This window comes from Lysinibacillus composti, from assembly GCF_016908465.1.
Classification (GTDB): Bacteria; Bacillota; Bacilli; order Bacillales_A; family Planococcaceae; genus Ureibacillus; species Ureibacillus composti_A.
The window spans coordinates 54,066-67,891 of the sequence record NZ_JAFBDY010000006.1 but is presented as its reverse complement, the minus strand read 5'-3'; the positions used below and the strand labels follow the sequence as shown (position 1 = coordinate 67,891).

Here is a 13,826-nt window from a genome sequence, read left to right as displayed (position 1 = left end):
GGAGGAAGAAGTGAAATGATGTATAAAAAACAAAGGGAAAGTTTGATTAGATCAAAAAAGTATTTGTACATTTCCATATTTTTATTTATTGTGTCAATGGTTTTAACCTTTCCGTTTCCAAATAATTCTTACGCGGATATGACGATGTCAATTTTTAATATTCCAATAAAAATTGCAGGAAGTATCAATCAAGTAGGCGTAGTTAGTGTTGTCCTCTTATTATTTTGTATGGTCTGCATGGTTAGGGCGTTAAATTCACATCAATTTATTGCTGTCATTATAGTCATCATTGCCTTTTCATTTATACCTAGATTCGTGATTAATTTATATCAAGAATCATTTGCGTCTGGAATTTATGCAATATCCTATGATGAAAAACAAACAAAATGTGAATTTACAAGAGATGAAATAGATGATGCGTTCTTACAAGGAAAGTGTGAGGTTTATTTTATTAATCATAGTAACGAACAATTGACTTTTGAAGTAACTTTTCACGAAGTTCTATATGGAGCTGATGATTATTTGATGGAATCGTTAATGAATATAAACGGTGTGCATACAATTTCGCTTGCTCCAAAAGAAAGTAGAACATTTATTATAGAAGAAACCATTGATACCACATCAATTCACAATGCAATATATAGTGGTACGTCTTATGGAGTAAAAGTGAAAATTCATGCTAACGGAAATGAAAGGGTACTTTAGGCGATCATGTATTGTAACAATATACAGTAAATGGTAGCCTATTGGTAATGTGCTTTTGAGGAGGGGAAGTTAGTGATTTCAGTTACAGGAACGCAAACTGAAGCAAAGGTCTTTTCAAATTACCCACAGGAAACGGCACTCGAGCAAATACAAGAGCTTTGTAATCAAGCATTTTTAAAGGATACAAAGATTCGTATTATGCCAGACTATCATGCTGGAAAAGGCTGTGTGATCGGAACGACCATCCAGTTAAAAGATAAAGTGGTTCCTAACCTTGTGGGTGTTGATGTTGGATGCGGTGTTTTAACTGTAAAGCTTCAAAATAAGAAAGTTGACTTTAATAGGCTTGATCACGTTATTCGAACATACGTCCCAAGCGGGCAAGAGCTGCATTCAGATGAGACAGTAAGATTGATTAATACAGAATTTCCATCTGTACAAGAGTTTAAAGCAAAACACATATTAACTCAGGATAAAAGCCTTTATAGCTTAGGTACTTTAGGAGGGGGGAATCATTTTATAGAAGTATCTGTTGATTCCGAAGGCCACCATTATTTAACGATTCATACAGGCAGCCGATATGTTGGGGCAAAGATTGCAAATTACTATCAAAAAGTAGCAATCTCCAATATTCGCCAACAAGATCTTAATGAAATGATTGAACAATTAAAGCTTTCGGGACGAGAAAAAGAAATCCAAACTGCCATTCAAAGCTTTAAAGATAAAAATCCAGTAATTCCACCTGATTTAGCGTATTTGGAAGGTGAGAACTTCCAGGATTATATGCATGACATGAAATTAGCCCAAGCCTTTGCAAAAGCAAACCGTGAAGAAATTGCTCGTGCGATTACAGAAAATATGGGGTTTGATGAGTTGGACCGCTTCGATACCGTCCATAATTATATTGATACAGAGAACTTAATTTTACGCAAAGGGGCCGTTTCTGCGCAAAAAGGAGAACGCCTCATTATTCCGATGAATATGCGAGATGGTTCTATATTAGCTGTGGGTAAAGGAAATGAAGATTGGAATTATTCAGCACCCCACGGAGCAGGCCGAATATTAAGTCGTACAAAAGCCATAAAATCGTTAAGCATGGAAGACTTCCATAAAACGATGGAGGGAATCTGGACGACATCCGTTTCAGAAGCAACACTTGATGAAGCCCCAATGGCCTACAAACCTATGAATGAGATCTTGGAAAAAATCGAAGAAACATCTGAGATTGCTTGCTTCATTAAACCCGTTTATAACTTTAAAGCTAGCGAAAAGTATATACCGGGGAGATATAAAAAATCATAGCTGTAAGGCCGTATCAGATCTGAATGAAGTTTCACTTTATGCTCTCGTCTTTTTAAGAAACGAGGGCTTTTTTATTGATCAACGGGACGTAATGAATAATAGTTGCCTTTATTTACAGAAAATTCTATAAAGTGATAGATTAATAGATTCGCTTTTGCAATAATAAGAGTATCTTAAGTCAAAGGGGATACAACTTTATGGGCTCGAAAGGTTTGATGTTAGGACTATTATTTACAGTTTTATATGCTTCTGGAGCTGTTGCAATGAAATTTGGGCTTCAGTCTGCTCCACCACTAACACTTGCTACTCTACGTATTTTGATTGCTGGAGCTTTGCTTCTGATCTATATTTACATATTTCAAAAAGGAAAATATAGAATGCCGAATAAAAAGGAATTTGGAACATTATTTTGGTTAGGCTTATTAAACACTACCTTTTTTTTAGGATTTGGTTTAGTGGCATTGAAGACCGTTTCTTCAGGTATTTTTAATCTTTTTGTACCTGTGAATTCTCTATTATTTGCACTTTTTGCCTTTATGTTTTTAGGACAAACCATTCGACTAAAGGAATGGGGAGGGATGGTTATCTGTTTCCTAGGGCTATTCATTGCTTCTTATCCGTCATTAGTAGGTAGTCATGCTTCTATCAGTGGTATTTTACTTTTAACTGGTGCGATTATATCAATGGCTTTAGGGAGTCTAATTTATAAGAAAATGGATTTACAGCTACCATCCATTGTCATTAATGCGTGGCAGACAGTTATTGGAGCAGTGATTTTAGTAATTCCTACACTTTTATTAGAAGCTGGCCAACCAATTACCTTTGATTCCAATGTTATAGGATATTTACTTTGGTCAGTGTTTGCATTATCTATTTTTAATTTAAGTCTTTGGTTTTACTTACTTAAGAAAGACGCTATTATAGCAAACAATTGGTTGTTATTAAATCCTGTTGCAGGATATATACTAGGCATAATATTGCTAGGAGAACCTATTACTGAATTCGCTGTCACAGGAACAATACTAGTTTTATTCGGCCTTTACTTGTCTGGGAATTTCAACATAAAAACTTCCAAAACAGTAATTGTGGGACAGTAGGGACAGGTTGATTGTCCCACCTCATATAACAGCCTAATACTTTAAGCGATAGAAATTATAGCCTAATATAAGAGAATATGGTATCCTTTATTCCAATGTTGAGCGCTTTCCTGTTAGGATGAGCGCTTATTTTTATTTAAATCACCATAATAACTGTTGAACTACTTGATGAAAAGGTAGAAAAATCTAGGGAGGGAAATCATGCCAAATAATCAAACACAAAGAAGAATAATCTTAGATTTAGCCATTACGTTAGATGGCTTTATTGAGGGGAAGAATGGAGAAGTAGATTGGTGTATCATGGACCCAGATATGGGGTTTCATCGCTTCCTAAATCAAATAGATGCTATTTTTTATGGAAGAAAAAGCTATGATTTATGGGGGCAATTTACTCCCGAAGAAAATGACCCTGATGTTGAAAAAGAAATTTGGGAGCAAATCCATAGTAAAGAGAAATATGTGTTTTCTAGGACTCTGAAAGGGAATGATGATAAAGCAACTTTCATCAATGATCATATATTTGAAGTGGTAAATCAATTAAAGCATAAACCTGGTAAAGACATTTGGTTATATGGCGGAGCAAGTCTTATTACCGATTTTATTAATTTTGGTCTTGTTGATGAATTTAGATTATCTGTTCACCCTGTAGTGTTGGGAGAAGGAAAGCCGTTGTTTCGTGATATAAAACAGAGGCTAGATTTAAAATTAGTTGAAACAAACACGTTCTCCTCTGGTGTGGTGCAACTAATCTATCATAAATAGAGCTCAAGTCGAAATTAGCAGAACTCATAACCTGGTACGTCTAGTGATAAAATTAGTACTAGGCCTAAAAAAATCAGGCTCACTTAGCTATATCTCAATAATATTCTTGTATCATAGATTTTTTCTATCATTATCATAGATACGATGTAATAGACGAACAGTCGGAACTTCCTTTACAATGTAGATAAGACAATTTATGGTAATGTGGAGTTAATGGTTAGCATTATTAACTCCAATAATGTCTATGCTTTTAATTGATTAAGTAAAACCAAGCTACAATACTAATATGGGGTGATTGTTAATGGGTAAAGATTTAAGTCAATTTATCAGAAATGAAGCGTTTTTAGACAAAGTAGTTTCGGCTGAGGAAGCAGCATCATGGATTGAAAACGGGATGAACCTCGGAATGAGTGGCTTTACACTTTTCGGAGAGCCAAAAGAATTTCCACTTGCTCTTTCTAAGCGCGGAGAAAAAGAAAATTTCAAAATAAACCTTTATACAGGAGCTTCATTAGGGCCAACTGCAGACCAATCAATGGCTGAAGCAGGGATCATTAATTTACGTGTTCCTTATCAAGGTAATGCCGTTATGCGTAAAAAAATAAATGCCGGTGAACTCTTCTACATTGATCAGCATTTATCCCATACAGCTGAAGAAGTAAGAAAAGGGACATTAGGAAAAATTGATTATGCTATTATCGAAGCGGCTGCTATCACTGAAGATGGTTATATTATTCCAACCGGTTCTGTAGGAAACTCACCGATTTTTGTAGAAAAAGCTGAAAACGTTATCATCGAAATTAACACGACAGCACCTAGCGCGTACGAAGGTCTACATGATATCTATGTACTGAAAGAACAAGGCGAGCGTAGAGAAATTCCAATCTATAGCGTAGGGGACCGTATCGGTGAAATTGGAATTAAAGTAGATTCAGCAAAAGTAAAAGGAATTGTTTTATCAGAACAGCCTGATATTCCCTCACCATTATTTGAGCCAAACGAAGAAACACAGCAAATTGCCGATAACTTATTAGAGTTTTTCGCTAATGAAGTTAAAGAAGGAAGACTACCAAATTCGTTAGCTCCATTACAATCTGGAGTAGGATCGGTTGCAAATGCTGTTCTTAATGGTATGAAAACTTCTCAATTTAAAGATATCGAAGTAGCTTCTGAAGTATTACAAGATGGTGTTTTTGATCTTATAGATGCGGGTGTTGTTAAATTTGCAGTGGGTACAGCATTCTCACTATCTAAGAAACGTGTAGAGTCCCTTGCTGAAGATTTAGAGAAATACAAAGGGAAAATTATGTTCAGACCTCAAGAAATTTCGAACCATCCAGAAGTAATCCGCCGTTTAGGTGTTATTTCATTCAACACAGCACTTGAAGTTGATATATACGGAAACGTCAATTCAACGCACGTGAGTGGAACAAAAGTGATGAATGGAATTGGTGGCTCGGGAGATTTTGCACGAAACGCGAAAATTACAATCTTTGTAACACCTTCCTTAGCGAAAAACGGCGCAATTTCAGCAATTGTTCCTTTTGTATCGCATATTGACCATACAGAACACGATGTAGATGTGATCGTAACAGAGCAAGGATATGCCGATTTGCGCGGACTTCCACCAGTGAAGAGAGCAGAAAAGCTAATTGAAATCGCACATCCTAAGTACAGACAACAATTACGTGCATATTTTGAAGAAGCAAAAGAAACAGTGGGCGGACATACACCACACATTCTTGAAAAAGCATTCTCTTTCCATAAAAACTTAAAAGAAAAAGGCACAATGTTATTTGATGAATAACAAGTATAAAATTTAATTAGTAAACTATATTTAATAAGATTAACTCTTAAAGTAAATTACTGGGATAATTCGTACATTAATTAGGGGAAAAGGGGATTGAAAATGGATGTAAGATACCCAATTGGACAACTACAAGTTCCTGAAAACGTAACTTTAGAGAAAGTTCAAGCATGGCTAAAGGACATTGAAACATACACAATTCGATTAAGAGAAACGGTTGATGCATTAAGTGATGAGGAATTGAGCAGAACATATCGCGATGGTAGCTGGACAGTTCGCCAACTAGTTCACCATATTGCGGATTCACAATTGAACATGTATCAACGTTTGAAGTTGGCATTAACAGATGACAACCCAACAGTAGCAGTTTTTGATGAAGAAAAGTGGGCTATTCAACCAGATACAAAGCTTCCTGTAGAACCTTCTATAAAAATGTTAGAAGGAATAAATGAACGGATCGTGTCATTAGGTCAAAGTCTAACAGAAGAGCAATTAGAACGTACATTTATTCACCAGGTGAATGGTCAAATAACAGTAGCATCCAAACTCGCAAAATTAGCATGGCACGCAGAGCATCACTTAGCCCATATTAAAATCGCCTTGGGACAATAGGGACAGGTTCCTTGTCCCACCACATTTAGCGAGCTTGTAAAAAACATAAATACGCGTAATGAATTGGCTTATCAAATTTCGATAAGCCAATTTTTTATTTTGTATAGAAGGAGTAATTCCAAAAGCTGTATAAATTCCAAAAGGGAAATTCAAATTGAAAGCTTATCTCTTTTAGCCATTATTTTGATTATACTTCTTACTTGGTGTAAAACGATCTTGCCAAAGCTGTTTTAGTCAATTGGAGTCGAGCTTTTTCCTATTATAGAAACAATTTCTATAAACCAAATACTTGAAAGTCAAAAAAGGTCAAAGTATAATAAAGTCACAAGGTCAAATAAAGTCAAAGTCAAAGTCAAAGTAGGAGGTAATTTTATATGCTTTGTCAAAAATGTAATCAAAATCAAGCAAATGTTCAATTATATTTAAATGTTAACGGGCAACGAAAAGAAATGAAATTGTGTCATGATTGCTATTTAAAACAACAGCAAGCCTTAGGGAAAGGTAACGCTATGAATATGAATCCTTTCCACAACTTCCCGTTTGACAGTTTATTTATGAATCAAAATAACTTTAATCCATTCCCAGCTCAAGATAGTCAAGTAACATCAAATAGTGATGGAAAAGATGGACATGGTGGCTTCATTGATCAGTTTGGACGAAACTTAACGCACATGGCTAAAGCTGGATTGATTGACCCAGTCATTGGACGTGATGAAGAAATTAAGCGTGTCATTGAAATATTAAATAGAAGAAACAAAAATAATCCTGTTTTAATAGGAGAACCTGGTGTTGGTAAAACTGCAGTTGTGGAAGGTCTTGCCCTAAAAATTGCAGAGGGTGATGTTCCAGGAAAACTCCGTAATAAAGAAGTTTATTTACTAGATGTTGCATCTCTTGTTGCGAATACTGGCATCCGTGGCCAATTCGAGGAACGAATGAAGCAATTAATTGAAGACTTGCAAAAACGCAAAAATATTATTCTATTTATTGATGAAATTCATTTACTTATTGGTGCAGGTTCTGCGGAAGGTTCAATGGATGCGGGGAATATTTTAAAACCTGCTCTTGCTCGTGGTGAGTTACAAGTGGTCGGCGCAACAACATTAAAAGAATACCGCCAAATTGAAAAGGATTCTGCATTAGAACGCCGTTTCCAACCAGTACAAGTAGATGAACCGTCAACAGAAGCTGCCATTCAAATTTTAAAAGGAATTCAGAAAAAATACGAGGATTATCACGGCGTCATTTATTCCGATGAAGCGATTCAAGCTTGTGTCACTTTATCACAACGCTATATCCAAGATCGCTTCTTACCAGATAAAGCGATTGATTTATTAGATGAAGTCGGTTCGAAATTAAATTTAACAATTGATGACCAAAGCAATGAAAAAATGGAAGCTCGATTAAAAGAAATTGCTACAGAGATGGAAGAAGCACTTAAAAATGAACATTATGAAAAGGCTGCGCAGTTACGTGATGAGGAAGCGAAACTTGAAAAAGCCTTAAATAAAGAGAATAGTTCAGAAAGACCAACAGTTACAGTTCAACATATTCAGGAAATGATCGAACAGAAAACAAACATACCTGTTGGAAAACTGCAGCAAGATGAACAACTTAAGATGAAACAACTAGAAGAAAACTTGAGTAAAAAAGTGATTGGGCAGAAAAAAGCAGTGCAAAAAGTGACAAAAGCGATTCGCCGTAGCCGTGCAGGTTTAAAAGCGAAAAACCGTCCAATTGGCTCGTTCCTATTCGTTGGACCGACTGGGGTTGGTAAAACAGAATTAACGAAAACATTAGCGGAAGAGCTCTTTGGTACGAAAGATTCCATGATACGTCTCGACATGAGTGAATATATGGAAAAACACAGTGTCTCAAAACTAATTGGTTCACCTCCTGGGTATGTTGGTCACGATGAAGCAGGGCAACTAACAGAAAAGGTACGCAGAAATCCTTATAGCATCATATTATTAGATGAAATTGAAAAAGCACACCCAGATGTGCAGCACATGTTCCTACAAATTTTAGAAGATGGTCGTTTAACAGACAGTCAAGGAAGAGTCGTAAGCTTCAAGGACACTGTGATCATCATGACAAGTAACGCGGGAGTCGGTGTTAAACCTGTTCGTGTTGGATTTGGCACAACAGATGCAGTGGAAGAAGCAAATATTCTTGACTCATTGGGTGGATTCTTTAAACCTGAATTCTTAAACCGCTTTGACAGCATTATTGAATTTAACTCACTTGATCAACAACATATTTTAACGATCGTTGACTTACTGATTGACGAACTAAACGAAACATTAAAAGAACAAAATATGGAGTTGACTATTACAAAAGAAGCAAAGGATAAACTTGCAGAGCTCGGCTACCATCCTGCCTTTGGGGCACGTCCGTTAAGACGAGTAATTCAAGAACAACTAGAAGATAAAATAACTGATTTTATCCTGGATCAACCTGATGTGAAACGTATAAACGTTATTTTGGAAAACGGTGAATTAAAAGTTACAGCTGAATAAACTACTGAAAATAATGTGAATTAGCGAAGCCATAAAAACATGGCTTCGTTTTTTTTACGAAAAAAATATATTAACTATTTAATAGATTTCGACAGTAATAGTCATGGACATGTTGTTTCTAGAAAACTATCATGAACATAGAAACGTATTTTTCAATCAGTCACCTGGATTAAGATGAAGAATTGAAGGGTGGAATAGAATTGGTAAAGAACGACTTTTATTCACAGGAAAATGTAGGACCATATGAATTTTATCATTTAGGAGATTTTGAGTTAGAAGATGGCGGAATCATTCCTGATTTGAAACTGGCATATCGAACACACGGTAAGTTAAACAGTGCAAAAGATAATGTCATAGTTGTTCCTACTTGGTTTTCTGGGACGAGTAAAGATTATGAAGCCTATATTGGGGTAGACAGAGCGTTAAATCCCGACCAATACTTTATTATTGTCATTAATCAGATTGGGAATGGTGTGTCAAGTTCCCCTCATAATAGTCCAGAACCGATTGCCATGGCAAACTTCCCAAATGTACGAATCGGCGATGATGTTAGAGCTCAACATCAATTCATTACGGAAAAGTTTGGAATCGAAGAAATTGCTTTAGTTGTAGGTGGTTCTATGGGTGCGCAACAAACCTATGAATGGGCCGTTCGTTATCCAGATATGGTAAAACGTGCTGCACCGATTGCGGGTACTGCGAAAAATACAGTACATGATTTCTTATTTACGAAGACCTTAATAGATGCGATTACATCTGACCCAGGTTGGAATGGTGGAAACTATTCGTCGCACCTTGAAGTGGCAGAAGGGTTAAAAAGACATGCGGATATTTGGTCTGTGCTTGGGTTGAGTACAGAATTTTATAAACAAGAAAAATGGAAACTATTCGGGTTAGAGACCGTTGAAGAATTCACAGAAGGATTCCTACAGCCGTTATTCCAAAGTTTTGACCCAAATGCATTGCTGACAATGGGGTGGAAGTGGCAACGAGGCGATGTTAGTCGAAATACAGGTGGAAATCTTGAAGAAGCGCTTGGCCGAATTAAAGCAAAGGTGTTTGTGATGCCAATTGATGAGGATATGTTTTTCCCAGTAAGAGACTGTAAAGCAGAGCAAGAGCTAATTCCCAACAGCGAACTAAAAGTTATTAAAAGTATCTGCGGGCATTTCGGTCTCTTTGGAGCAGAAGGTACAGATTACCATAATCAAATCGATGAATATTTGAACGAACTTCTGGCAATCAAGGTAGCGGAAACTATTTCAGAATAGGATATAGATTTATCACTGGCTCTCATTAAGAGGGCCTTTTTTAATGTGATGAATTCCACCCACTTGGTAACAATTATTTGGACAAAACGACTAAGTTAATGGAGGTGTATATCCATGAAAAAAATGATTGGTTTCATATACATTCTGGTCTTAGGAATACTACTTGCTGCTTGTTCGGAAAAAGAAGGTCAATTAACAAGAGTTGATGTACAAGAAGTGAATAAAGAAGGAAATAAGGAAGAAGTAATCATTGTTGATCAAGAATCATTACAGACCATAAAAAAATCTCTTGAACATGTGAGATGGGAACCAAACACAGAAGTATCAATGGCAAGACGAGAAGATGTAATTGCCATTTTATTTTATACGATTGATGAAAATATGCCAGAAAGTCTTGTTGAACATCAAATTTGGTTCGAAGTCAATGGTAGCGCAACTATAATAAGTAATCATGAAGACCAAGGTTATGGCAGATTAGATCAAGAACATGCTCAAAATCTAAAAAATGCTTTTATAAAATAACCCTGAGGAAAAGGATTTAATAGGTGACCTATCTACTATTGATTACATTCTAAGTATAAAAATACCTATAAGTAGTTAATGTTAAATATTAGTTAGCTTATATCTTAATGAATTTCATAAAAAGTAAAAAAGTAGATGAGAGCGATGAAGTGGTTTTTTAAGAAAAAGAATGAAAAAAAATCAAATAATACAAATCCCCCACCACGTAACCAAGAGGTGGAGTCCGAACCTAAACAAGTATTAAAAAGAAGTTTGCAACACAACATACAAACTTTAAAAGAAGCTCTTGGAAAAAGTTCAGATATTATTTATCGTGAAATTCGAATTGGAAAAGAAGGCACCATTAAAGCTTGCCTAATCTATACGGATGGATTAACGGATACAACTTCATTACAAGACTTTGTGATGGAAACCCTTATGTTCGATTTCAAGAAGGAAGATTTACAGACAGAAATCACTCTTGAACATGATTTGATAAGTATCTTGAAGGAAGTTGTCATAACAGTAGCGGACATTAAAGATATAACTAGTTTTGAGGAGATGATGACTAGTCTTTTGTCTGGAGACACCATTTTTTTAATCGATGGTTATGACCAAGGTTTAATTATATCTAGTAAACATTGGGTTGAACGAGGGGTATCAGAGCCAGAAGCCCAAACAGTTATAAGAGGTCCGCGAGAAGGATTTACAGAAAACTTGCGGGTTAATACAGCAATGATACGTCGGAAATTTAAAGATCCAAATCTTTGGATGGAGTCAAAGGTTGTTGGAGAACGTACAAAAACCAATATTGCCGTAGTCTATATTAAAAATATTGCAAATGACAAAATAGTGAAAGAAGTCCTTTTACGTTTGGATCAAATCAATATTGATGGGATTTTAGAAAGCGGAAATATTGAAGAATTAATTCAGGATTCTCAATTGTCTCCTTTTCCCACCGTCTACAATACAGAACGTCCAGATGTAGTGGCAGCGGCTCTTCTTGAAGGGCGCATTGCGATTTTGGTGGATGGTACTCCCTTTGTGCTAATCGTTCCAGCATTATTTTTTCAGTATTTTCAATCTGCTGAAGATTATTATGAGCGTAGCATAATTGGGAGTATTATCCGTCTTTTACGGCATCTCGCATTCGCGATCTCTTTACTTGCACCTGCACTATTTATAGCCATTACGACTTTTCATCAATCCATGCTACCGCCAGCGCTTCTCATAAGTTTGGCAGCACAACGGGAAGGTGTACCTTTTCCAGCATTTGCTGAAGCACTCATCATGGAAATTACCTTTGAAATATTGCGAGAAGCAGGGATCAGGATGCCACGATCAATTGGTTCAGCTATGTCGATTGTAGGGGCATTTGTTATTGGAACCGCCGCAGTAGAAGCGGGTATTATTTCAGCAATGATGGTAATCGTTGTATCAATCACTGCTATTTCTAGTTTTGTTTCACCATCTTACGAAATGGCGATTGCAGTAAGGATGCTACGCTTTGTATTTATGGCTTTAGCAGCTTCATTTGGTTTATTTGGAATTACAATTGGTTTAATTGCCCTTGTTCTGCATTTGTGCAGTTTGCGTTCATTTGGTGTTCCTTATATGTCTCCAATGGCACCTTTTAATTTATCTGATCAAAAGGATACGCTAATTGTGTTGCCAAAGTGGAAAATGTCTACTCGCCCGCGCTTAATTAGTCAGAAAAATAACGTTAGACAACAGGATTCTGCTTCTGCTAAACCATCACCTCCCAAAAAATAAGAAGCTAAGAAGGGGTTTAGTAATGAAAAAGTGCATATTTGGACTTCTAATTCTCAGCCTCTTATTATCGGGATGTTGGGACAGACGAGAATTAAATCAACTTGCTATTACATTGGCTATAGGGATCGATAAAGTTGAAGATGAATACCAAGTATCTGCTCAAGTAGTTGTACCTTCTGTAGTGTCCACGACAAGTACTGGGGGAGGGACAATGGTTACTCTCTATTCGGCGAGAGGGGAAACGATATACGAAGCATTTAGAAAAATGACAAAAGACTCCCCACGAAAAATATACCCGGGACATACTAGGATGTTAGTAGTTGGCGAGGAATTGGCTAAAGAGGGGATTGCTGAGTCCTTAGACTTAGTATCAAGGGATTCAGAACTTCGACCAGACTTCTATGTGGTTGTTGCAAAGGAAAATACTGCTGTAAATATACTAAATGTGACGACACCTGTTGAAAATATTCCGGCAAATAAAATGTTTAACAGCCTTAAAATGTCCGATAATGCATGGTCAGGTACAAAAAGTATAAAGTTGGATGAACTTATTGAAGACCTTGTCAGTGAAGGTAAAGAAGCGGTATTAACAGGAGTTGAAATAGCAGGCAATCAAGAACAAGGTTCAAGCAAACAAAATACTGAATCGATTTCACCTTCCGCTCGTATAAGATATGATAATTTAGCTGTATTTAAAGGAGATCAACTAGTTGGCTGGCTAACTGAATATGAAACAATTGGTTTTAGTTATATAACGGATTCAGTACAAACCTCGGTAAAAGCCATATCTTGTCCAAATGAAGGGAAAGCCACTATTGAAGTTATTCAGGCGAAATCTGAACTGAAAGGTAAAATAAAAAATGGTAAACCAGTAGTGAATATTAAATTAAATGTGGAAGGGGATGTAGGGTCGGTAGAGTGTAAAATGAATCTTAACGAACTAAAAACAATTCATTCACTAGAAAAAATTTATGAAAAAGAAATGCAAGATAACATTAAAAAGACCATTGCTACTTTACAAACTAATTATAAGTCCGACATTTTTGGATTTGGTGAAGAAATCCATCGATCTAATCCAAAAGAATGGAATACTATAAAAAATAATTGGGAAGAGCAATTTTCGAATTTAACAACTAATGTTGATGTTGACTTAAAAATTTTAGGTACTGGAACGATTAAAAATTCCTTATTAGAAAAGATAAAGGACTAAAAAATGTTGAAAGTAATAGGAATACTGATAATAGTAGCTGCTGTTCTGTGGATGGAAGTGCCAACTCTGAAGGAAAAAAAGTTGAAAAAAGAGTTATTTGTTTTTTTGTCACTTCTTACTATTGGAGTTGCGTTAAGTGTTGCTTTTGTATTGGGAATAACAATCCCAAATCCAATGGACTTATTAACTTTTTTATTTAAACCACTTATAAGTGTCTTAGGCTTAGCTCCTTCGATGGAGTAATAGATACTTTGAAGGGACGACAAG

At 36.1% G+C, this 13,826-nt stretch carries 12 protein-coding genes; all 12 read left to right on the top strand.

The features are described 5' to 3' along the window. Positions 1 to 96 precede the first annotated feature (96 nt). The 12 genes from JOD29_RS08560 to JOD29_RS08505 all read left to right on the top strand — a co-directional run bounded on the left by JOD29_RS08560 (position 97) and on the right by JOD29_RS08505 (position 13,802). Positions 97 to 705, top strand: coding sequence for a hypothetical protein (locus tag JOD29_RS08560; protein ID WP_205101648.1), 609 nt, complete (start codon positions 97 to 99; stop codon positions 703 to 705). Positions 706 to 777: 72 nt separating this feature from the next. Beyond that, the gene (locus tag JOD29_RS08555; protein ID WP_124764204.1) at positions 778 to 2,007 is read left to right on the top strand and encodes an RtcB family protein; all 1,230 of its coding nucleotides are present in this window, start codon (positions 778 to 780) and stop codon (positions 2,005 to 2,007) included. Positions 2,008 to 2,204: 197 nt separating this feature from the next. Next, positions 2,205 to 3,104, top strand: a complete 900-nt coding sequence (locus JOD29_RS08550) for a DMT family transporter (protein ID WP_124764203.1) — start codon at positions 2,205 to 2,207, stop codon at positions 3,102 to 3,104. A gap of 201 nt (positions 3,105 to 3,305) precedes the next feature. Next, on the top strand, positions 3,306 to 3,866 hold the full coding sequence (locus JOD29_RS08545) for a dihydrofolate reductase family protein (RefSeq protein WP_124764202.1): 561 nt from the start codon (positions 3,306 to 3,308) through the stop codon (positions 3,864 to 3,866). Positions 3,867 to 4,167: 301 nt separating this feature from the next. Next, the gene (locus tag JOD29_RS08540; protein WP_124764201.1) at positions 4,168 to 5,673 is read left to right on the top strand and encodes a succinate CoA transferase; all 1,506 of its coding nucleotides are present in this window, start codon (positions 4,168 to 4,170) and stop codon (positions 5,671 to 5,673) included. Between the two features lie 102 nt (positions 5,674 to 5,775). After that, complete coding sequence (locus JOD29_RS08535) at positions 5,776 to 6,285, top strand: YfiT family bacillithiol transferase (RefSeq protein ID WP_124764200.1); 510 nt, start codon at positions 5,776 to 5,778, stop codon at positions 6,283 to 6,285. Positions 6,286 to 6,659: 374 nt separating this feature from the next. Next, positions 6,660 to 8,804 (top strand): ATP-dependent Clp protease ATP-binding subunit, encoded by a 2,145-nt coding sequence (locus JOD29_RS08530; protein WP_124764199.1) that lies wholly within the window; start codon positions 6,660 to 6,662, stop codon positions 8,802 to 8,804. 200 nt (positions 8,805 to 9,004) lie between these two features. Then, positions 9,005 to 10,075, top strand: a complete 1,071-nt coding sequence (locus JOD29_RS08525) for an alpha/beta fold hydrolase (protein WP_124764198.1) — start codon at positions 9,005 to 9,007, stop codon at positions 10,073 to 10,075. 114 nt (positions 10,076 to 10,189) lie between these two features. After that, positions 10,190 to 10,597, top strand: coding sequence for a hypothetical protein (locus tag JOD29_RS08520; RefSeq protein ID WP_124764197.1), 408 nt, complete (start codon positions 10,190 to 10,192; stop codon positions 10,595 to 10,597). Positions 10,598 to 10,741: 144 nt separating this feature from the next. Beyond that, a complete protein-coding gene (locus JOD29_RS08515) occupies positions 10,742 to 12,349 on the top strand; it encodes a spore germination protein (protein ID WP_124764196.1) in 1,608 nt (535 codons plus the stop codon). 22 nt (positions 12,350 to 12,371) lie between these two features. Next, positions 12,372 to 13,559: a Ger(x)C family spore germination protein gene (locus tag JOD29_RS08510; RefSeq protein WP_124764195.1), complete on the top strand. Its 1,188-nt coding sequence runs from the start codon at positions 12,372 to 12,374 to the stop codon at positions 13,557 to 13,559. Positions 13,560 to 13,562: 3 nt separating this feature from the next. After that, on the top strand, positions 13,563 to 13,802 hold the full coding sequence (locus JOD29_RS08505; RefSeq protein WP_124764194.1) for a hypothetical protein: 240 nt from the start codon (positions 13,563 to 13,565) through the stop codon (positions 13,800 to 13,802). Positions 13,803 to 13,826: the final 24 nt, after the last annotated feature.

What these genes read in the sequence shown, in the direction of transcription:
- JOD29_RS08545 (WP_124764202.1), top strand. Translation starts at nt 3,306, where the DNA reads ATGCCAAATAATCAAACACAAAGAAGAATAATCTTAGATTTAGCCATT.
- JOD29_RS08520 (WP_124764197.1), top strand. Translation starts at nt 10,190, where the DNA reads ATGAAAAAAATGATTGGTTTCATATACATTCTGGTCTTAGGAATACTA.
- JOD29_RS08560 (WP_205101648.1), top strand. Translation starts at nt 97, where the DNA reads ATGGTTTTAACCTTTCCGTTTCCAAATAATTCTTACGCGGATATGACG.
- JOD29_RS08530 (WP_124764199.1), top strand. Translation starts at nt 6,660, where the DNA reads ATGCTTTGTCAAAAATGTAATCAAAATCAAGCAAATGTTCAATTATAT.
- JOD29_RS08540 (WP_124764201.1), top strand. Translation starts at nt 4,168, where the DNA reads ATGGGTAAAGATTTAAGTCAATTTATCAGAAATGAAGCGTTTTTAGAC.
- JOD29_RS08515 (WP_124764196.1), top strand. Translation starts at nt 10,742, where the DNA reads ATGAAGTGGTTTTTTAAGAAAAAGAATGAAAAAAAATCAAATAATACA.
- JOD29_RS08535 (WP_124764200.1), top strand. Translation starts at nt 5,776, where the DNA reads ATGGATGTAAGATACCCAATTGGACAACTACAAGTTCCTGAAAACGTA.
- JOD29_RS08550 (WP_124764203.1), top strand. Translation starts at nt 2,205, where the DNA reads ATGGGCTCGAAAGGTTTGATGTTAGGACTATTATTTACAGTTTTATAT.
- JOD29_RS08505 (WP_124764194.1), top strand. Translation starts at nt 13,563, where the DNA reads ATGTTGAAAGTAATAGGAATACTGATAATAGTAGCTGCTGTTCTGTGG.
- JOD29_RS08510 (WP_124764195.1), top strand. Translation starts at nt 12,372, where the DNA reads ATGAAAAAGTGCATATTTGGACTTCTAATTCTCAGCCTCTTATTATCG.